This window comes from Nonomuraea sp. NPDC059007, from assembly GCF_042740555.1.
GTDB lineage: Bacteria > Actinomycetota > Actinomycetes > Streptosporangiales > Streptosporangiaceae > Nonomuraea.
In genome coordinates, this window is sequence record NZ_JBHYJD010000002.1 from 131513 (window position 1) to 150752 (window position 19240).

Consider the following 19240-nt stretch of genomic DNA (forward strand, 5'->3'; position numbering starts at 1 on the left):
AACATGTCATTCGACGTCACAGTTCCGCACAATTCGGTCATAGACCTGCATGCCGTGCATTTTTAGCGTCGAGTCATCCGGTGCTGGGAGGTATGCGTGGTCTACTTCGACAAATCAGGCCGGCGTATACGTCGGCCCCTCGAACGCCGCATCCCACGAGCAGACTCCAACCCCGACGAGGCCAAAGCCCGATACATCCGCGACGTTGCCGCCCAGCACCCAAAGTTCACGCCTGAGGAGGTGTACGTCGAGATTCGCTACGTCCGGCGCCGGAACGACATCACCAAGGACCTGGTCCGTCGCGTCCTTGGCCGGCGACGCCGCACCTTTACGCTGTGGCCTTTCCGCCGTTGACGACGGCCCGCAGGGCCGGCTGTACGGCGTGCTCGGCGGCGCCATGGTCGGCCTGAGCCGCACCAGGGCGCCTATCCAGTCCCGTGCCCAGCGGATATGAGCTCCAGACTTCGCCTTGCCGCGCTGCGAAACCAGGGCGCAGGTAAGAGCTGGCTCCCTGGCACGCGATGGCTCGCTCGTGCTTGGGTGTTCGATGTGAACCCCGATGTGAGTGGCGTGGGCGTCTCCGATCTGCGGTGGCGACGATGAACCCAGCGGCTGGCAGGTCGAAATCCCTCACGCCGGCCCTTTTGCTGGGCGCGGTCCCTCTTCTCCTGGCCAACTGGTTTGCCGTTGTTGCGATCCTGGGGCGCAACTGCGTGTTGTCATACGACGGCGGCAACATTACGGAATGTGGTGGTGGGCTTTCGGAGGAACAGATGTCCGCCGTGTCGGGACTGATCGCGCTGGCGATGCTTGTTATCCAGACAGCGCTGATCGTCCTGGTGAGTCGGCGCGTCCGCTCCGGCCCTCAGTGAGGACGCCCGGCGTACCGGCGCAACCCTTCGGACCATGACTCTGACACGTATCTGGCACGGAAGCCGCTCTGTGCCGCCCGGCAGCCGAAACTGTCGTGGAAGAACTCTATGCTCCCCGTCCATGAGCAGAGACGAATCTCCTGTCGTGCGCACGAGGCGGATGGTCGTGGAGGTCGAGGACTGTGGTCAGGTCTATCTCATGGATCGCGGGGACTATAAGTCGGCCGACTCACGGACCCACACCGCGGGGCTCATCAAATTAGAGGAGAGAGGTCTCGCGAGCCTGAACATCGCCACGCAGTGGGGGGATATTCCCTTCACGGTGACTGCCGCCGACCGGGATCCAGGCGCTGACCTTGACGGCTATGAGGACATCGTAGAGATCAGTTTTGAGTCCCCGTCCGGCAAGCTTTTCCTGGTGGGATGGCTCATGGACTGGAACGATGAAAAGGCGCACAACCTTGCCCCGTTGCTTTCTGGTCCCGGTACATACCGCTTGCGATACCACCTCCGAGGAAGGGATGAAGAGCGCTGCGCGGTAGATGACCACTACCTTCAGATATGGCCCGCGCCACATTATGACCCGGCAGTGCTGAAAACCACGGACGCCGCCGTCCAGTACTTCCTGAAGCCCGAAGCCTGATGCTGTCAGATTGGAAACAACAATGATCCGTTCCTGCGTGACCGTGATCGACTAATCGCACGACGATCACGGTGAGGCCGGGCAGTCGCCGTCCACCGCGGTATGGCACCCGCCCCCGCTGACAGACTGCCGGCGGGAACGGACGCTCGTCGTCAGCGGCGATACTCGCGGAAGAACGTGAAGTTGCGATACTCCCGGACCCGCCCGCTGTTGTAGACATAGTCGTAGTTGCCGAAACCGGGGCGTTCGACGACCACGAACCCATCTTCATCGGGATGCCGGCCCTCGAAGCAGCAGGCGCTCGCGGGTGTCGCTGTACTGACGGCACCAGCGACGGTGAGGCTGGCGGTCGCTACGGCCAGGGATGCCAGCAGCCGGACCCAGCGGCGGGTAGGGCGGGAGATGTCAGCTTGCATTTCTGCTCCTGCGTTGGTCGGGACACCGGAGAACCCCGGCCAGCTCTATTCGAAATCGGGCATCCGCAGGATGTGTCGGCGGCCTTGAAATCGTGGATCGCATCGGGGGCATGCCGAGGCCGGCGCACGCCGTACCGCGAAACTCGTCCCGCCCTTGGACCAGCCGAAGGTCCGCACGGGCGGCACCTGACGCTCCAATGCGCACTACGCGGCTTGAGCGGAGATTGTCCGGCCGTGTCTACCGCTTGGCCGACGAGGCGGGTGGCGATCCGGCAGGGTCCGGCACCCCCGTGTAGTCGGGCAGCTCGACGCCGTTGATCGCGCGCCCGACCAGCTCGGCGAACCATTCGCCGGCGAAATCGGGGCGCGGCTCGGCGTCCGGCCCGGGGACGTCGCGGCTGCGGGCGTTCAGGCGGCCGATCTCCTGGTTGGCCTCGACGAACGAGCGCATCCGCGCCTCGTAGGCGGCGAACCCCGCGTCAGGATCCCATCCGGCGGCGGCCAGCTCCCCGGCCAGCACGTACGCGCCGACCAGCGCCAGCCCGGTGCCCTGCCCCGACATCGGCGAGGAGCTGAACGCCGCGTCCCCGAGCAGCCCCACCCGGCCACTCGACCAGCGGTCCATCACCACCTGGGCGACCTGGTCGAGGTAGAAGTCCGGGGTGTCGTCCAGGTGCGCGAGGATGCCCGGAGCCAACCAGCCCAGGCCCGCCATCCGCTCACGCAGCAGGACCTTCTGGGCCGCGATGTCACGGTAGTCGACGTCGAAGCCGGCCGAGGAGAAGTAGAACATGGCCATCGCCCGGCTGGCGTCCTGAATGGGCCGCAGGAGGGCGGAGCGCCCGGACTCCTGATCCTGGTACTCAAGCAGCCAGCGGTCCAGCCCGAACTCGTTGGGCACACTGTAAAAAGCCAGCACATGCCCGAGATGGCGAAGGAACCGCTCATGCGGCCCGAAGACCATCGCGCGCAGCGCCGAGTGCAACCCGTCGGCCCCGACCACCAGGTCGAAGCGCCGCCGGCTCCCGCCCGCGAAGACCACGTCGACCCCGTCCGCGTCCTGGGTGAGCTCCGCGATTCGGTCGCCGAAGACGTACTCGACGCCGTCGCGGGTGTCGTCATAGAGCACCTGGGACAGGTCCCCGCGCAGGATCTCGATGTCCGCGATGAACCCGTCGCCGCCGTCGTCGTCGACACGGAAGGTCTCCAGCACCTGCCCGTCCGCGTCCACCGTGTGCGCGCCGGCGGTGTCGGTGCACGCCGCGCGTACCGCCGCGTCCAGCCCCATGCGCCCGATGACCTCCCTGGCGACCCCGCGCGCGTCCACCGCCTGTCCGCCGGGACGCAGCTCGGGAGCCCACTCCACCACGGTCACGTCGGCCCCCCACCGGCGCAGCCAGTGGGCCAGCGCGGGCCCCGCGATGCTCGCCCCCGCCACCAACACCCTGGGACCGACGCTCATCGTTGCCTCCATATGCTTCCTCCCACGCTGAGGCGTTTCCAGCCGTATAGACCGCGGGTCCGCACAAAACTCATCGGCACGACCCGAAATCGCGTCCTGAACTCGGCATCTGCGTGCCGCAACGATCAGCCTTCGCGGCGGTCTCAGGTAGCCTCCAGCGTCATCTCCCGGTGCGGTACGTTCTCGCGCCCCACGGACGGCGACGGCGTACAGCCAGATCTCCGTGCTCTGTAGCGTGCGGAAATGACCAGAAGCGATGAGATTTACGGGAGATGGAACGCAGGGGTCCGCGAACTCTCGGACACCGACCTGGAGAAATCGAGCTCCGCACGTACACGTGAAAGGCACCAATCACGGCCTCAACCGTGCGCACGTAACGTCATGCCCGCCGCGACCGTGCGCGACGTCACCTCCGGGACATCGGCGCCGGCCCCGGTGGGTGGCCGCGACGATCCTCGATCTCGTACGGCAGGTGCCGATGCGGAGGGCGACCGCCCTGAACGGCCGTACCTGCGCGACCACATGCACCCGGTGATCCACGCCTACGCGAATGAGCTCGTCGCTCGCCACGAAGTCCATCCTGGCGGGCGGTACCCGGTTCACCCCTTCGGGTGAGGACGGACCGATGCCGCCCGGCCTAGCTTCGAGATTGTGCGTTTCCCACGTCTCATACTTCTCAGCGTCGTCATGCTCGTCGGCTGGACGGCCCCGGCCTATGCCGGTGACCAGGAGCTGACCGACGACCACCGCTCCGATTACGGTACGCCGGGCGTACCCGCGGCCGTGATCGACGGGTGGTCGGTCGAGACGATCGTCCACGGCCGAGACGAGGACGACAACGCGGTGACGCCCCGGACGCCGTACCGCATCGCGTCCTTGAGCGAGTCGATGACAGCAACGGTGATCATGCTGCGCGAGTTCAAGATGGCCGATCCGCGCCACACCAAGATCACCGCACGTTCATCGAGCTAGATCCTCGCGCCCGCACGAAACGAGGTCATCATGACTACGTCCCCCACGCGCTCCAGCTCCGCCAGATCAACCACTACAGACGTCACGTGGTTCTTCGCGATCGCCGTCCTGCTGTGTTTCGCGCTGTCCATTCCGATGGTCTTCCGGCTCGTCTCGACGGACCTCAACAACCTGATCACTCCGATCCTGCAACTGACCCCGCTGCTCGCAGCGATCATCATGTGGCTCGCCCGACGACCAGGAACGTTCCGGGAGACGTTCGCCACCAGGTGGCGCGGCACACCCAAGTGGGCCGGCATCGGGATCGGCCTCATCGCCGCGATCGCCGCGATCCAAACCGCCATCGCACTGGCCTTGGGAATCTGGCCGCTCAACCCGCTTGACCAGATCCTCGTGGCGTCCATATGGATCGTTCCGGTCTTCCTCATGCAGTCGGTCTTCGCCATCGGCGAAGAGTTCGGCTGGCGCGGCTGGCTGGCGACGCGCGCCGCGTCCTGGGGATTCTGGCGGCTGGCCCTTGTCAGCGGCCTGGTCTGGATCGTCTGGCACCTGCCGGTCTTGGCCGTCATCGGTGATCGCCCATTCTGGGACCTCGTCATCTACTACGCGGGCATGCTGCCGTGGGCGCCGCTGTTGCTCGCACTTCGCTGGCAGTCGGGAAGTGTCTGGCCCGCGGTCCTGACGCACGGAGCGATCAACAGCGTCCGGGTGTTCCTGCTGCAATCCGTCCCCACCGCAACGGATCACCTGCTCATCGAAGTGATCGGCTGGGTACTCACGCTCGCCGCCGCCGTATGGCTGATGCGCCCAAGCCGGGCCCGGCTCGTCCGCGGGCCTATCGAAGGTTAGGTTGATCCCCTTGCTTGAGCCTTCGCCCCATAGCCCTGGCCTCTTCCTTGAACTCCGGCGAGAACTGCCTACGACGCCTCGTCAAGTACCTACCTCTTCCAGGCTTCTGTCAGCTTATGGAGCCGACTGTCCGGAATCTGCTGGGCACCTCAGCCTCCGGCGCCCCGCTTGTGGTGGTCGAGATCTTGCTCCCTGCTGATCGTCACGAGCTGGAGGACGCCTACCCGGTCGGGTAGGTCAGATGCAGCGCCAATCCCAATCGCTGTCGTGGCTGTCGTACACCTCGACGATGACCCGGCGTCCGCCGGCGTCGCCCTCCTCCTCGAAGAACAGGGAGATCTGTGCCTGGTGCACTGCTCCAGGGATCTTCGCTTCGCGGAAGTACGTGCGGATCTCCTCTTCGGAGAGTGCGGTCTGAAGCGTCAGGCGTACGCGGTAATCGCAGTAGTCTCCGCTCCCGCCAGTCAGGTTCTTTCCGAAGGTCGCTTCGGGATCTTTCGGATAGATGCCGCTTGTATTGGGCGGGAGAGGGTGAGCGAGAACCCGTTCTCGCAGGTCGTTGAGCCGAGCATTGTCACGCCAAACCGGGCTCATGATCAGATAGAAGCCGCCGGCTAGCGGCACCAGTACGATCGCGGTCAGAGTCGCCCATAAGATCCGCACGACGGCACTCTAAGGTCGCGGCCCTATGCTTCGAGCCACCCCGTTCCATCTAGGAACTCGACCTATCAAGAAGCCGGCATGTTCGTAGATCATAACTTGATAGCTTAAGTGACTATCGCTCAATGGGAGGAGCAGGCTCGGCTCTGCGAGGTCCGATCCCTGCCACTTGCGAGACGCTCTACGGCGGGTGCGCCGCGCCGGATGGCGTTGGGCCGCCCAACAGGTGCTTCACGATCGCGATTGCAGCCCTGAATCGAGGTCCTGGGTACGTGGGAAGCCACTCAGCCCCCTCAGGCGATCGCCGAGCCCTGCCTCGAGCTTCCGGCTCAGGCCGGCCAGTTCGCCCTTGGCCTCGAAGAGGCTGAGCGGTCACGCTGATCCTTTTGACGGTTCTGGGCCTGTCGATCATTCATCCCTGATGATCGATCTGTTGCCGAGCGGGTGCTGATCAGCCCATGCCTTCGGGAGTCAGGAGATTGGTGTCGATCTGGCTGACAGGTGCTGCCTGGGGCTTGCCCTGGAGGCCGTGTTCGCACCCGCCTTTCGGCCGTGGCTTAGCTGATGGCGTTAGCTCTTAGAGGAACGTGCGGAGCGAAGCGGTGGGATCCAACTGGCTGACCACTTGGCTGGGCAACGGGTGGGGCCTCAAAAAGGGCACTAGGTAGGTCTCGCGCTGTCGTTCCAGGACGATGTAGGTTGCCAGACCGCGTTCACCGAAGGCGTGGGTGAGCATGTTCGCTTTGGGGTTGGCGGAGTTGTACGGCTCGCCGCTCCACGGAGCGGTTTCCAGGAGGGTGAACAACTCCGCGAGCGGTCGAAGGGCCTTCATCGGGGAGAGCAGCGATCTGATCTTCGGCTATCGGATCGATGGCGAGCTTGTACACTTACACGTCGATTCCGCGCGCGGACAAGATCTCACGCCATGGCTTTCCTTGCTGTACCGCTTCGCCGGCCATGACTTGCTCAGCCCGGATGTGCATCTGCCGCCGCCCTTCGGGATCCTTCACCGAGTCGCAGGCGGAGATCCACCAGCGGTGCACGAACGCGCTCAGCGCTCCGAGGTCGAGGCTGACCCTGACTTCGTCGAGTACGGCCTTGAGCCCAGCGTCGAACGCCTCCCGATCTTGTGGGACCACAAGCGCGGCGCGTATGGAGCGGAGATTCTTGTCCGGCATGGACGCGCCTGCGGGGGTGAAGTCCTGCGGTTGGGCTGTCATGGCTTGCTCCTCTCCCTGTTATAGAGGGTACAGAGTGAGGGTGACATCGCTCATGAACATGGGTGGAGCGGGTGACGGGAATCGAACCCGCGCTGTCAGCTTGGGAATTGCAGGGATCTTGCCTTGTAGAGGCGTTGACCTGGTCTGAGGCCGGTCGTGAGTGACCGTGGTTGACCCCTCGTTACCGCCCTTAATGGCATGCTAATGGCACGCCGATCAGCCCACGACCTGGTGCCTCCCGTCCGAGGCGCACACGCCGACCGCTTGATCATCCGGTCCATCGTTGACCCGCCGCGACGGAGGAGCGAGAATGCGGACACGGAGAATATGACTAGATGGTTATAATCGTTGCATGAGCTGGGAGGTCAGTCTTCATCCGGAGGTCGAGGCGTGGTACCTGACCATATGCGCAGCCGATCCGGAGACTGGAGACCTGATCAAGGACGCGATCGATCAGCTCGCGGAAGAAGGCCCGACGGCACGCCGTCCTCTGGTGGATCGGGTACAGGGCAGCCGATACCACAACATGAAGGAGCTACGTCCGCCCTCATCAGGGACGAGTGAGATCCGAATGCTGTTCTGCTTCGATCCAGCAAGGGAAGCGATCTTTCTGGTAGCCGGCGATAAAGCCGGCAACTGGAACCGCTGGTATCGGGAAGCGATACCACTGGCTGATGAACGATTTGCCCAACACCTGATCACGCTCAAAGAAGAAGAGCAGGAGGAGCGATGAGCACTCGGGCCAGCAAGTGGTCAGATGTCAAGGCCAAGGCGGCAGCGCTCGACCCGCGAGACGAGACGGAACGCGCTGCTGGAGAAGCCGTCGCGCGTGAACGCCGCGAAGCGTACGTCCGCGGATTCCAACTCGCCGAGATCCGTCAAGCCGCCGGTGTCACCCAGGCTGAACTCGCCCACACCTTGGGAGTCAGCCAAGCTCGCATATCCAAGATCGAACATGGCGAGGTGTCCGGCATCGACGTCGTACGAGAGTACATCGCTGCCCTCGGGGGTCACTTGGATCTCGTAGCTACGCTTGGCGACCGAACCTGGAAAGTCGCCTGAGAAAGGCGCGCCAACTCGCAGTCGAATAGCTCAGAGCCTTGATCATGTCAGCCCTGACCTGGGCCTCACCAGTTGGAGCGGGTGACGGGAATCGAACCCGCGCTGTCAGCTTGGGAACAGCAATGATCCGGGCTTGTCAGGGCTCTGAGCTGGGCGGGAAGCCGGTCCTGAGTGACCGTGGTTGACCCCTCGTCACCCCGTCTAATTGCACGCTAATTGCACGACGATCAGCTGGCGACTTGGGGTCCTCCTACCACTTCTTGCCCTCAGTCAAGCGCTGCTGCTTCATCGAGCTGATCGCATCGCTGATGGCTCGTAGCACTGCTCGGGCTTGTTCCCGGTCAACCCCCATGCGCGTCTGGAAGTCCCAGTCGTTGAGGTTTACGCCGTTGCAGATCTCGTTGAGGGCGTTGTTGATAGCGAGAGCATTGTCTGGCCCAAGGTCCGCAGTGATCACGTCAGCTGTCGCTCGAATGATTTTCACGGTGAGCATTCTGAGGGTGAAAGCGCACCTGCGCACATCTGCTCCGCCTGATCATCCCGTCTGCCGTCGTCCCGCCCGAAGGGGAAGCGGGCCAGGGCCACGGGCACCAGATGGAGCGCCCAGTTGGACGAACGATCTGGTGCCCGTGGCCCTGATCTGCTCGGCTTGTCCCGGATCTACAGCAGACGGGATGATCAGGCCCCCCGCCTCAGCCACCTACGAGCCTGATTTCTGCGCAGCGATCATCCCGTAGTCGGAGCGCCCCCGCCGGAGGCATTGTCGCTCTCCTTGGGACGGCGCCAAGCAGAGCGGAAGCAGGCGTGAGCAATTGCCAGCTGGCTAGCTAGATTGAAGACATCCGTAATTGCCCAGTGCTGATTGGGAGGAAATGCTTTGGGGCGCTGCCGACTCCGTACGAGATGGAAGGTTTCGTCATCATCATTCCCACCAAAGGGGCGGCCGATACAACCGTCAGGCGGCTCACCGCGGCCAGGCTTCAGTTCGCAGTACTCCCTCGTCCGCCATACGCCATGCACAACTAGGTTTCTCTGTTCGCGTAGGGGCCCCATAAGGTCCAGGGCAGCAAGAATATGCTCTCTGATTGGAGAATAGCCGAAACGGCCTGCCTCGGGGTCATTGGCGTGCCAGTTCAAGAGAAGGCGAATATGTCCCGTCAGCCATTCGAAATTCTGCCCCTCAAGAAGGAGGACAGAGGGGTGACACCAGCCAAACAGCTCTTCAAGGAAGGATCGGAGCTCAGTTTCCAGCTCAGCGCTAGCGATTGAGACTCTGCCTATTGCCAGAAACAAGGCATCTGGCACCACCAGACTTGTCGGATCCTTGGCGGCGATCACTCCCGTATTATGCGCCGTTGCTCTCTGATTGGCGATAGGATTTTCTGACTGTGACGGCCCGAGCGCAGGGCCGCGCGGAGCGCCGCCCTTGATACCTGTAAGAACGATTCGGCAGTGCTATGCCTTGGCTGCCTTCTGTGCTTCGGCGATCAGCTCGACGAGGTCTGCGATGAGCTTGGGGCTGGCCGCGATGGTGGCTCGGGCGTTCATGGTGTGAGGGCTGCCGTCGGTGTCGACAACTACAGCTCCGGCTTCTCTGGCGATGAGGACGCCGGCGGCTGTGTCCCAAGGGTTGTTGCTGAGCATGATGTTGGCGTCGATCTTGCCGTCTGCTACCCAAGCCAGATCGATGGCGGCTGAGCCGAACATGCGAACCCGTTGGACTCGGGCGGCAAGTTCGTGAGTGAGCGCGAGGCGGGGTCTGTTCCGTGCCTCAGCATCGCTGCCCACCGCGTAGTCGCCGAGAGCGACGATTGCTGCGTCGAGGTCGCTGGTGTCACTGACGCGGATGTGTTCGCCGTTGAGCTTGGCTCCACCATCGATGGCTGCGCTGTACCGCGCGTCGAGGAATGGCATCTCGATTACGCCAAGCGTCGGGACATCTTTGTCGACAAGGCCCAGAGAAACTCCGCACAGGGGGAGACGGTGCATGAAGTTGGCGGTGCCGTCGACTGGGTCGAGTGTCCACATGAGACCGGTTCCGAGATGGGCAACGCCTTCCTCCTCGCCCAGGAACCCGATCTCGGGCGTCTCGGCGGCGAGGAACTCGCGGACGGCTTGTTCGACGGCGTAGTCCACTTCGGTGGCCATGTCGCGGTCGCCCTTGGCGGTGATGATGCCGGGCAGCTTGGTGCGGATGATGTCGCTGGCGATGGTGACGGCTTGTTCGGCGATCGGGAGAAGCGTTCGGGTGTCTATGGTCATGCAGGTCTGCTCCGCTCCCACATCTCGTTGAACACCTGGTCGAAGACGGGGAACAATCCCTCTGCGGCGGTGTTGTCGGTGATCACAAACGTAGGGGAGTCGACGCCGCGCGCCTGCGGGAGGTAGGGCTGTACGACGCAAGTTGCCCGGTCGATGAGAAGAATGTTGAACCGGATCGTCTCGTCGTAGACGCGAAGCTCAAGGCGCTCAGCCGCCTCGGGCGTGAGCCGGTCTCGTAGCCGGGTCAGCATCGTGATGTTGAGCGCGGTCAGCGTCGTGAGCGTGCCGTCCGTGTAGCGCTCTTCGTCCTCGCGGGCGCGGATGGCTGAGCCCTTGGGATCAAGGAAGAGACAGCGAATCCGGGTGCCCGACTCCAGTAGACGCTTGAGCTGGTGATCGGGATAGCTCTGGCACAGCACATTGAGTGAGAGCCCGGCCGCGCAGATCTCCTTTGCCTGGCCGAACCACTCTGACGCCGGATAGGCGGACGAGAACGCCGAACGACTGCTGAACACGGCGGTCACGTCCTCGAGCTGCGGTGTGGGCGTGGGTTCGGCCGGCGGTTGAGGCTCGGCCCGCGGAGCGGGAGCGGTGGCACCGTTGGCGGAGAACAACTCGTCGGCTCTCTGGCCAGGGAACATGGCCTCCAGGACACGGCAGTGGTCCGAGTACGGCAGGCCCTTGAGTTCGCCGGTCAACCATCTGTGCAGCTGCGCACGGCTGGGGTAGCCGCCCTGCAACGACGGATCGACCTTCTTCGCAGCCTTGTCGTACTCCTTACAGAATGTGCTGTACGTCTGCCAATGGCGCTGCTTCAGGAGTGTCTTCAACAGGATCTGCCGGTCAGTCATGAATCCACGCCTCGGGGCTGGGGCTCCCTTGTCTGATCAGGCAAACGACTGGGAGGAGCGAAGAGGAGACAAAGACGAGACGAACAGAGACGCGGTGATCACAAGCGGGACGTGCGCGCGGTCGAGACGTGACAGGTGATCGGGAAGTCCTCGCTCTATGGCTGCGCCATGTGGATCGTGTTCGGGACGAGGGTGGAAGTATCTGAGCCTGCGTCGCGCCCTGGTGGCGGAGGGCACCGCCCATGCCGGTCGCGGCGGACGCCAGCGAGCGACCTGCCTGCCGTGCTCGGGTACAGGATCGGTGCGTGCATCGTGATCGTCTTGTCGGAGTGCTTCAGCCCTCATGTCGCTCCCGCACAGGTGCGCTACACCCAGATCAGCTGGCGCGGGGCGGTCAACAGGGAAGATCGTGTTCGGGTGGTCGCTTGGACCTGCGACTGCCGTTCCACGGTGTACGAGCTGCGCCACGCGGGAGGCCAGGCGCACATTCGCCGAACCAGCCGCAAGAAGGCCAAGCCTGTGATCCACGAGACGCTCCGCTGGACGTTCAACGAGGCCGACAAGCTGTGTGCCGCACTGCTGCGCGGCGAGGCTCGATAGGCGGACGCGGCGGCACTGACATCGGGTGTCCGGTGTCGTCGTGTCTCTCAACGCGGGGGCTTGCTGTAGCTCGTACAGCAGGCGCTGCCTGGGCTCGCCTGGGGTGTGTGCCTGCGGTCGGCGCCTGTCTTGGCCATGGCGCAAGCTCTTCAGAAGGGCGCGCGGAGCACCTTTGAGCCAGGGTGGGATTTAACTGGCTGACCACTTGGCTGGGCAACGGGTGGGCCGAGAAGGGCGCCCGACCGAAGGAGGACCTTCAGGGGTCGAGCCCGCGGCTCGACTGGAAGAACAGCCTGAGCCCTATAGGCGCGAAGCGCCCCCAAGAGCGAAGCCCGAGCAGTGGGCGGGGTGTGGGGGTCGCGCCCCCACTGAACACAGCCTGAGCTAATTGGCGCGAAGCGCCCCGGGAGCGAAGACCTTGCCTTTTGGAGCGGGTGACGGGAATCGAACCCGCGCTGTCAGCTTGGGAAGCTGATGTTCTGCCATTGAACTACACCCGCGTCGGCCGAACGCCGCGCCCCCCACTGTAGCGGAAACCAGCCGTCCCCAAGCAACCCCGCCCCACCCCCGCAACCACGGTAGGTTGCTCTACGTGCTGCTTTCAGACCGCGACATCTTCGCCGAGATCGGCTCCGGCAGGCTCAGCCTGGAGCCGTTCGATGAGGACATGATCCAGCCGTCCAGCATCGATGTCCGGCTTGATCGATTTTTCCGGGTCTTCGAAAACCATAAATATCCGCACATCGATCCGGCAGTCGAGCAGCCCGACCTCACCCGTCTCGTCGAACCCGAGGGCGACGAGCCGTTCATCCTGCACCCGGGCGAGTTCGTCCTGGCCTCCACCTACGAGGTCATCACCCTGCCCGACAACCTGGCCAGCCGCCTGGAAGGCAAGAGCTCGCTCGGCCGCCTCGGCCTGCTCACGCACTCGACGGCCGGCTTCATCGACCCGGGCTTCAGCGGCCACGTCACCCTTGAGCTCTCCAACGTCGCCACGCTCCCCATCAAGCTCTGGCCCGGCATGAAGATCGGCCAGCTGTGCGTGTTCAGGCTGAGCTCGCCGGCCGAGCACCCGTACGGCGCCCAGAAGTACGGCTCCCGCTACCAGGGCCAGCGCGGCCCCACCCCGTCGCGCTCGTTCAAGAATTTTCACCGGACCAAGATTTAGACCGCAGCTCCACGAGCCCGGGAATCATTAGCGCCACCAGCGGCAGCACCGCGGCGAGCGCGCTGACGAGCAAGACAGGCCTGGCCCCGACGGTGTCCACGAGCACACCGGTCGCGACCAGGCCGAACGGCGTCAGCCCGAGCACCGCCACCCATTCCAGCGAGGCCACCCGGGCCTGCCGTCCCGGCGGCACCTCGCGCAGCATGCCGATGACCCATTCGATGGCGGCGACCTCCAGCCCGACCCCGGCCAGCAGGAAACACGTGAACACCGGCCAAGGCGTCGTCGAGGTCAAGAGCGACAAGGGCACCAGCCCGTACGGCAGCAGCCCCACCATGGCCGTGAGCCCCGGCCGAGGCCTGGGCCCGAGGAGCGCGATGACGGCCCCGATGAGCCCGCCGAGTGAGAGCGCGGCCAGCGACAGCCCGTAGATGGCGTCGGCCTCGTGCAGCGGCAGGAAGTTCCACTGCAGCTTGGACGCGGTGGCCGGCAGCAGGACCTGGGCCGGGGCGACGATGAGCGTCTGGTGGAGGGCGAGCACCGCGATCACGGCGGCCATCCAGGGCCGGGACCAGACTTCGCGCATGCCTTGGCGGATCTCGTCCATGAGGCGGTGGCGCGGCTGGGCGGGTAGAACGGGTTCGCGCATGAGCCAGATGAGCCCGGCGCTGATGCCGAACCCGAGGGCAGCGGCCAAGAAGGCGGCCCACGGGCCCCACGCGACGACGATGGCCGATCCGGTGAACGCCCCGAGCAGCGATCCGCCGCGCAGGGAGACGCTGGTCATGGCGATTCCGGTACGGCGGTGCCGTTCAGGAAGAACGGTTGACAGGACGCCCTGCAACGCGGGGCGGAAGAACGCCTCGCACAGCCCGCCGAGGAAGACGGCGACCCCCATGAACGGCGCCAGCGGCCAGATCGCGACGACGAGCGCGATGACGAGGAGGCCGAGCTGGGAGCAGGCCATGACGACGCGGCGGGGGAGCCGGTCCGCCCATACGCCGCCGATGAGGGCGAATCCCACCAGGGCGATCAGGCGCCCGGCCAGGACGAGGCCGATGGCGGCGGCGCCGTACCCACCCCGGACGAGTGAGATCACCACGGCTATGGGAAAGATGTAGTCAGCCGCCACAGATGCGGTGAGGCTGCACCAAAGCAGACGGAAGGCTCGATCTCCCAACACACCGGCGGCTGGCCGCATATGTCACCAGGATGAGCCATAAGTGGCTCAAAAACCAGCAAAGCGGACGTCGGCAAAATGGTGATCAAGCTATCCGCAGGGCCGGTGTCCGGCAAGGGATGGAGGGTAGCCACACGATGAAGGGGACATGAAGTTCGCATTTTGCCTGGTAACCCGTACTCTCTTCCACGGACCATCCCCGCACATCTGGAGAACGACGTGCGCCTGCGTCTCACGCCTCGTGAGGACAGCTACTACGACCTGTTCGCCGACTCCGCGAACAACCTGGTCACGGCATCCCGGCTGCTAGTGGAGATCATCAGCGACGGCTCGGACCGGGAAGCCCTGGCCGAGAAGATGCGCGCTTGCGAACACGCCGGTGACGAACGCACTCATGCGATCATGAATCGGCTCAATGAGAGCTTCATCACCCCATTCGACCGCGAGGACATCTACCGCCTCGCCTCGAACCTCGACGACGTGATGGACTTCATGGAGGAGGCCTCCGACCTCATCGTCCTCTACCAGATCGACCACCTGCCCAAGGACGTCATCCGGCAGGTCGAGGTCCTGGAACGCGCAGCCGAGCTCACCGCCGAGGCGATGCCGAGGCTGCGCTCGATGAAGAACCTGAACGAGTACTGGATCGAGGTCAACCGCCTGGAGAACCAGGGCGACCAGGTGTACCGGCGCCTTCTGGCCAAGCTCTTCAGCGGTGAGTACGACGCGCTCACGGTCATGAAGATGAAGGAGGTCATCGACCGTCTCGAAGAGGCCGCCGACGCCTTCGAGCACGTGGCCAACACGATCGAGTCGATCGCGGTCAAGGAAAGCTAAGTGGACCTCACGCTCGCCCTCGTCGTCGGCGTGGTCATCGTGGCGTTGATCTTCGACTACACCAACGGTTTCCACGACGCGGCGAACGCCATCGCCACCTCGGTCTCCACCAGAGCCCTCACCCCAAGGGCGGCTCTGTTCATGGCGGCGGCGATGAACTTCATCGGCGCCCACCTGGGAACCCAGGTCGCGCAGACCGTCGGAAAAGGCATCATCGATGCACCACAGGGCTCCCACGGTCTGGTGGTCGTCTGCGCCGGCCTCATCGGCGCGATCACCTGGAACATGGTCACCTGGTACTTCGGACTGCCCTCCTCCTCCAGCCACGCCCTCATCGGCGGCCTGATCGGCGCGGCGCTCGCCTCGGCCAGCGTCGTCCACTGGGACGGCGTCGTGGAGAAGGTCGTCATCCCCATGATCCTGTCGCCGATGGTGGGCTTCTCGCTCGCCGCCGCGATCATGATCGCAATCTATTGGATCTTCCGCAACGCGCAGCCCGGGAAAACCAACCGCGGCTTCCGTTACGCGCAGACCGTCTCCGCCGCCGCCATGGCGCTCGGGCACGGCCTGCAGGACGCGCAGAAGACGATGGGCGTGATCTTCCTCGCGCTCACCGTCGGCGGCTACGCCTCCCCGACGGACCCGATCCCGCAGTGGGTCATCCTGGCCGCCGCGGGAGCGATCTCGCTGGGCACCTACGCGGGCGGCTGGCGCATCATGCGCACGCTGGGCCGGCGCATCATCGCGCTCGACCCACCGCAGGGCTTCGCGGCGGAATCCGCCGCGGCGACCGTGCTGTACGGCGCGGCCATCGGCTTCGGCGCTCCGATCTCCACCACCCACACCATCACCTCGGCCATCATGGGCGTCGGCGCCACCAAGCGCCTGTCGGCCGTGCGCTGGGGGGTGGCCGGCAACATCGTGACGGCCTGGATCCTCACGATTCCGGCCGCGGCTCTTGTCGCGGCTCTGTCGTACTTCGCGCTTCACTGGCTCGTGGAGTAGCGGCGTACATCACGTCGACGTCCCAACGGCTGAACCCGAGACCCGAGTAGAGCCTGATCGCCGCCGCGTTGGCCTCGTCCACATAGAGCATGACCTGGGCGAGGCCGCGCGAGCGCAGATGACGCAGGCCCGCGACGGTCAGCGCCTTGCCCAGGCCGGTGCCCTGCTGGGACGGGTCGACGCCCACGACGTACACCTCGCCCAGCGGCTCGTGGCCGTGCTCGTCGGAGCCGTGGACCTTGGTCCAGTGGAAGCCGACGAGCCGGTCGCCGCGGAAGGCCAGGAAGAAGCCGGCCGGGTCGAACCACGACTCCGCCTCCCGGCGTAGGACGTCCTCCAGCGTCCACGCCCCCTGTTCGGGGTGATGGGCGAACGCCGCCGCGTTCACCTTGAGCCAGGCCTCCTCGTCGCGGCCGGGGACGAAGGCGCGCAGCCGTACCCCTGAAGGCATCTCAAAGGACGCCAGGGGCGCGAACAGCGACCGGCGCATCTGCCACAGGGAGCGAACCCTCTCGAACCCCATGGAAGCGGCCAGAGCGCCCGCACCGGGGTGATCTCCGTGTGCCCACAGGCGCAACTGGCCGTCGGTGATGTTCAGGACCTCGCTGAGCAGGCGCTTGCCATGCCCCTTTTGGCGGTACGACGGGTGGATGACCAGCTCACCACTTGGACCCTCGACCTCGTCGGTGGGGTCCACGTGGGCGTAGCCGGCCAAGGTCTGGTCGTCGTAGAGCAGGAGCGAGCGTGCGCGGGCGTCGCCGCCGTAGCGCAGGTGGAGCATCACATGCTCGTTCAGGGGGCGGACGCCGTCGGCCTCGGTGGCCGCTTCCACGACACTCAAAACGTCGGCGATTTCCTGTTCAGCCAGTCGTTCCGCGACCTTCACATGCACGCTCATGCGTCGAACTCTAGGCGTCCGTATGGCAAACAACGCCAGGGGGCTGGCCGATGAATCGTTACCTTTGCGACATGGGTTGCATGGATTGCGGACGTAACGTCTTGGTCCATGACGTCTCGATCCCTCCTTCGGCTTGCGCTGGCCGGAGCCGTGGCGGCCGGCGGGTTAGCCCTGGCCATCACCCCCGCGGACGCCGGTAAGACCACCGCCAGAACGGTCCCCGTGCGCCTGCTCGCGCTGAACGACTTCCACGGCCACCTCGAGCCGCCCACCGGCTCCTCCGGCCGCATGGTCGACGAGAACGGTCAGACCGTCGACGCCGGTGGCGCCGCCTACGTCGCCGCCCACATGAAGCGCCTGGCCGACCGCAACACCATCGGTGTCGCCCAGGGCGACCTCATCGGGGCGACGCCGCTCATCTCGGCCGCCTACCACGACGAGCCCTCCGTCGAGTTCCTCGGGAAGATCGGGGTGAAGGTCTCCGCGGTCGGCAACCACGAGTTCGACGAGGGGTACGCCGAGCTGCGCCGGATCATGAAGGGCGGCTGCCACCCGGTCGACGGCTGCTCGCCCGCCGGCCCGTGGAAGGGCGCCCAGTTCGACTACGTCGGCGCCAACGTGCTGTTCAAGAACCGGAACGAGAGATCCGACGCGCTGGCCGGGCTGTCCTCCACGCCGCAGGCCAAGCAGTTGCTCAAGGACTGGGGCGTCCCCGCGCTGCCGCCGGTCAGCATCAAGTGGAAGAACGGCGTGCCGATCGGCTTCATCGGCCTCGTCACCCAGACCACGCCAGGCATCGTCACCGCGGAAGGCATCAAGGACCTCAAGTTCGTCGACGAGGTCAAGGCCGCCAACGTCGCCTCCAAGCTCCTCAAGCTCATCGGCATCAAGGCCCAGGTCGTGCTGGTGCACGAAGGTGACCAGGTGAACGCCGGCCAGTCGCCCGACGCCTGCAGCGCCGTACCCGGAGCGGGCAAGCGCATCGCCACGCAGGTGGACGCCGAAGTGGACATGGTGCTGAGCGGGCACTCGCACCAGGCGTACAAGTGCACCGTCAAGGACCCGGCGGGCAACGATCGCCTGTACTCGCAGGGCGGATCGTTCGGGCGCGTGATCACCCAGGTCGACTTCCAGGTGAACACCCGCAGCCGCGACATCGTCCGCAACACCGTCACGGCCGACAACCACGTCGTGACCCGCACCATCGCCGCGGACCCCGAGATCTCCACCTTCGTCCAGACGTGGAAGGACCGGGTCGCCCCGGTCGCCAACAAGCCCGTCGGCAGGATCACCGCGGACATCACCAACACCGCCACCCCCACCGGCGAGACCCCGCTCGGCAACCTCATCGCCGACGCCCAGCTCGCCGCCACCAAGACCGGCGGCAACGCGCAGGTGGCGCTGATGAACCCGGGCGGCATCCGGGCTCCGTTCACGTTCGCCGGGTCGCCGGCGGGTGAAGGGGACGGAGTGGTGACATATGGGGAGGCGTTCACTGTTCAGCCGTTCAACAACCTGATGCAGGTCGTGACGCTGACGGGGGCGCAGTTGAAGACGGTGCTGGAGCAGCAGTTCGTCGGTGGTCCCAACGGCCAGCCGTTCCAGAAGATCCTGCAGCCGTCGGCGAACCTGACCTACACGTACAGCCGGGGCGCCGCCTGGGGTTCCAAGGTCAGTGACCTGAAGATCGACGGCGCTGCTGTTACGGACACCCAGCAGGTCAGGGTGGCGGCGAACAACTTCCTCGTGGGCGGTGGCGATGCCTTCGCCGCCTTCAAGGACGGGACGGACGTGTGGAGCGGGCCGCTCGACATCGACGCCCTGGTCGTCTACCTCACCGCGAACCAGCCCATCGCCCCGCCGGCGCTGGGCCGTATCACCGCGGTCAATTAGGTGTGGGGGCCGCGTCGCTTCGCAAGCTCGGTCTTCCCTTCGGAGGGGCTCCGGCTGTGTCTTGCGGCGGCGCGGCCCAAAAGCTCGGGCTTCGCTGTGGGGCGCTTCGCGCTTTGGGGCTCAGGCTGTGCTTTGTGGGGGCGCGGCCCCCACACCCCGCCCAAAAGCTCGGGCTTCGCTGTGGGCGCTACGCGCATAGGGCTCAGGCCGTTCTGATTCCGATCGAGGGGCTGCCGCCCCTCGAGCACCCCGCCCGGTTGACCGTCTAAGAAGTCGATGGAACCACCTCGCCAAGATCGCACGAGCATTGTCACGGCGCGCCCCATTACGCGGAACCAGAAGTTTGAATGGGTGGCATGGTGCCGTTTCGAGAGCGCCCAGGTGAGTATC

Annotated in this window: 22 protein-coding genes, 1 tRNA gene and 1 pseudogene; 12 read left to right on the forward strand and 12 right to left on the reverse strand. The window is 65.1% G+C overall.

The genetic code is table 11. The features are described 5' to 3' along the window. The first annotated feature begins 96 nt into the window (after positions 1 to 96). The 3 genes from ACFWY5_RS03260 to ACFWY5_RS03270 all read left to right on the forward strand — a co-directional run bounded on the left by ACFWY5_RS03260 (position 97) and on the right by ACFWY5_RS03270 (position 1515). Positions 97 to 354 (forward strand): hypothetical protein, encoded by a 258-nt coding sequence (locus ACFWY5_RS03260; RefSeq protein WP_379626239.1) that lies wholly within the window; start codon positions 97 to 99, stop codon positions 352 to 354. A gap of 245 nt (positions 355 to 599) precedes the next feature. Beyond that, entirely contained in the window at positions 600 to 872 is a 273-nt protein-coding gene (locus ACFWY5_RS03265; RefSeq protein WP_379630426.1) for a hypothetical protein, read from the forward strand. Between the two features lie 121 nt (positions 873 to 993). Further along, the gene (locus tag ACFWY5_RS03270) at positions 994 to 1515 is read left to right on the forward strand and encodes a hypothetical protein (RefSeq protein WP_379626235.1); all 522 of its coding nucleotides are present in this window, start codon (positions 994 to 996) and stop codon (positions 1513 to 1515) included. Between the two features lie 152 nt (positions 1516 to 1667). On the opposite strand, the gene ACFWY5_RS03275 is transcribed toward ACFWY5_RS03270, so the two are convergent. Both ACFWY5_RS03275 and ACFWY5_RS03280 read right to left on the reverse strand, forming a co-directional pair. Then, a complete protein-coding gene (locus ACFWY5_RS03275) occupies positions 1668 to 1931 on the reverse strand; it encodes a hypothetical protein (protein WP_379626233.1) in 264 nt (87 codons plus the stop codon). A gap of 238 nt (positions 1932 to 2169) precedes the next feature. Continuing rightward, on the reverse strand, positions 2170 to 3393 hold the full coding sequence (locus tag ACFWY5_RS03280) for an FAD-dependent monooxygenase (RefSeq protein WP_379630427.1): 1224 nt from the start codon (positions 3391 to 3393) through the stop codon (positions 2170 to 2172). 651 nt (positions 3394 to 4044) lie between these two features. Here ACFWY5_RS03280 and ACFWY5_RS03285 point away from each other — a divergent pair. Further along, complete coding sequence (locus ACFWY5_RS03285; protein ID WP_379630428.1) at positions 4045 to 4365, forward strand: hypothetical protein; 321 nt, start codon at positions 4045 to 4047, stop codon at positions 4363 to 4365. Between the two features lie 135 nt (positions 4366 to 4500). Further along, positions 4501 to 5214 (forward strand): type II CAAX prenyl endopeptidase Rce1 family protein, encoded by a 714-nt coding sequence (locus tag ACFWY5_RS03290; RefSeq protein ID WP_379630429.1) that lies wholly within the window; start codon positions 4501 to 4503, stop codon positions 5212 to 5214. Positions 5215 to 5451: 237 nt separating this feature from the next. On the opposite strand, the gene ACFWY5_RS03295 is transcribed toward ACFWY5_RS03290, so the two are convergent. The 3 genes and pseudogenes from ACFWY5_RS03295 to ACFWY5_RS03305 all read right to left on the reverse strand — a co-directional run bounded on the left by ACFWY5_RS03295 (position 5452) and on the right by ACFWY5_RS03305 (position 7094). Then, positions 5452 to 5877 (reverse strand): hypothetical protein, encoded by a 426-nt coding sequence (locus tag ACFWY5_RS03295; RefSeq protein ID WP_379630430.1) that lies wholly within the window; start codon positions 5875 to 5877, stop codon positions 5452 to 5454. 228 nt (positions 5878 to 6105) lie between these two features. After that, positions 6106 to 6231: pseudogene (locus tag ACFWY5_RS03300) on the reverse strand (hypothetical protein); the annotation flags it as partial. A gap of 530 nt (positions 6232 to 6761) precedes the next feature. After that, positions 6762 to 7094 (reverse strand): DUF6247 family protein, encoded by a 333-nt coding sequence (locus tag ACFWY5_RS03305; RefSeq protein ID WP_379626221.1) that lies wholly within the window; start codon positions 7092 to 7094, stop codon positions 6762 to 6764. Between the two features lie 352 nt (positions 7095 to 7446). Here ACFWY5_RS03305 and ACFWY5_RS03310 point away from each other — a divergent pair, with 352 nt between their 5' ends. Next, positions 7447 to 7827 (forward strand): type II toxin-antitoxin system RelE/ParE family toxin, encoded by a 381-nt coding sequence (locus ACFWY5_RS03310; protein WP_379630431.1) that lies wholly within the window; start codon positions 7447 to 7449, stop codon positions 7825 to 7827. After that, positions 7824 to 8156, forward strand: a complete 333-nt coding sequence (locus tag ACFWY5_RS03315) for a helix-turn-helix domain-containing protein (RefSeq protein WP_379630432.1) — start codon at positions 7824 to 7826, stop codon at positions 8154 to 8156. Before ACFWY5_RS03310 ends, ACFWY5_RS03315 begins: the two co-directional genes overlap by 4 nt. A 250-nt stretch (positions 8157 to 8406) precedes the next feature. On the opposite strand, the gene ACFWY5_RS03320 is transcribed toward ACFWY5_RS03315, so the two are convergent. The 4 genes from ACFWY5_RS03320 to ACFWY5_RS03335 form a co-directional block, all read right to left on the reverse strand. Next, entirely contained in the window at positions 8407 to 8640 is a 234-nt protein-coding gene (locus ACFWY5_RS03320; protein ID WP_379630433.1) for a hypothetical protein, read from the reverse strand. A gap of 242 nt (positions 8641 to 8882) precedes the next feature. Further along, the gene (locus tag ACFWY5_RS03325) at positions 8883 to 9494 is read right to left on the reverse strand and encodes a hypothetical protein (protein ID WP_379630434.1); all 612 of its coding nucleotides are present in this window, start codon (positions 9492 to 9494) and stop codon (positions 8883 to 8885) included. A gap of 117 nt (positions 9495 to 9611) precedes the next feature. Then, positions 9612 to 10418 (reverse strand): inositol monophosphatase family protein, encoded by an 807-nt coding sequence (locus tag ACFWY5_RS03330; RefSeq protein WP_379630435.1) that lies wholly within the window; start codon positions 10416 to 10418, stop codon positions 9612 to 9614. After that, the gene (locus tag ACFWY5_RS03335) at positions 10415 to 11269 is read right to left on the reverse strand and encodes a DUF5919 domain-containing protein (protein ID WP_379630436.1); all 855 of its coding nucleotides are present in this window, start codon (positions 11267 to 11269) and stop codon (positions 10415 to 10417) included. Before ACFWY5_RS03335 ends, ACFWY5_RS03330 begins: the two co-directional genes overlap by 4 nt. Before the next feature lie 312 nt (positions 11270 to 11581). Between ACFWY5_RS03335 and ACFWY5_RS03340 the strand changes: the two genes are divergently transcribed. Beyond that, the gene (locus ACFWY5_RS03340; protein ID WP_379630437.1) at positions 11582 to 11869 is read left to right on the forward strand and encodes a hypothetical protein; all 288 of its coding nucleotides are present in this window, start codon (positions 11582 to 11584) and stop codon (positions 11867 to 11869) included. A 426-nt stretch (positions 11870 to 12295) separates the two neighbouring features. Here the strand turns inward: ACFWY5_RS03340 and ACFWY5_RS03345 are convergent. Further along, positions 12296 to 12369: transfer RNA gene (locus tag ACFWY5_RS03345), tRNA-Gly, on the reverse strand. 92 nt (positions 12370 to 12461) lie between these two features. Between ACFWY5_RS03345 and dcd the strand changes: the two genes are divergently transcribed. Then, positions 12462 to 13037, forward strand: coding sequence for a dCTP deaminase (gene dcd, locus ACFWY5_RS03350; protein WP_379630438.1), 576 nt, complete (start codon positions 12462 to 12464; stop codon positions 13035 to 13037). On the opposite strand, the gene ACFWY5_RS03355 is transcribed toward dcd, so the two are convergent. Continuing rightward, positions 13009 to 14238 (reverse strand): MFS transporter, encoded by a 1230-nt coding sequence (locus ACFWY5_RS03355; RefSeq protein WP_379630439.1) that lies wholly within the window; start codon positions 14236 to 14238, stop codon positions 13009 to 13011. The genes dcd and ACFWY5_RS03355 overlap by 29 nt on opposite strands. Positions 14239 to 14436: 198 nt before the next feature. On the opposite strand from ACFWY5_RS03355, the gene ACFWY5_RS03360 reads away from it, so the two are divergent. Next, the gene (locus ACFWY5_RS03360) at positions 14437 to 15054 is read left to right on the forward strand and encodes a DUF47 family protein (RefSeq protein ID WP_184958320.1); all 618 of its coding nucleotides are present in this window, start codon (positions 14437 to 14439) and stop codon (positions 15052 to 15054) included. After that, positions 15055 to 16059: an anion permease gene (locus ACFWY5_RS03365; protein WP_379626196.1), complete on the forward strand. Its 1005-nt coding sequence runs from the start codon at positions 15055 to 15057 to the stop codon at positions 16057 to 16059. Here the strand turns inward: ACFWY5_RS03365 and mshD are convergent. Beyond that, on the reverse strand, positions 15992 to 16957 hold the full coding sequence (gene mshD / locus ACFWY5_RS03370) for a mycothiol synthase (protein WP_379626194.1): 966 nt from the start codon (positions 16955 to 16957) through the stop codon (positions 15992 to 15994). The two genes, ACFWY5_RS03365 and mshD, sit on opposite strands and share 68 nt — an antisense overlap. 108 nt (positions 16958 to 17065) lie before the next feature. Between mshD and ACFWY5_RS03375 the strand changes: the two genes are divergently transcribed. Beyond that, on the forward strand, positions 17066 to 18850 hold the full coding sequence (locus ACFWY5_RS03375; RefSeq protein WP_379630440.1) for a bifunctional metallophosphatase/5'-nucleotidase: 1785 nt from the start codon (positions 17066 to 17068) through the stop codon (positions 18848 to 18850). Positions 18851 to 19240: the final 390 nt, after the last annotated feature.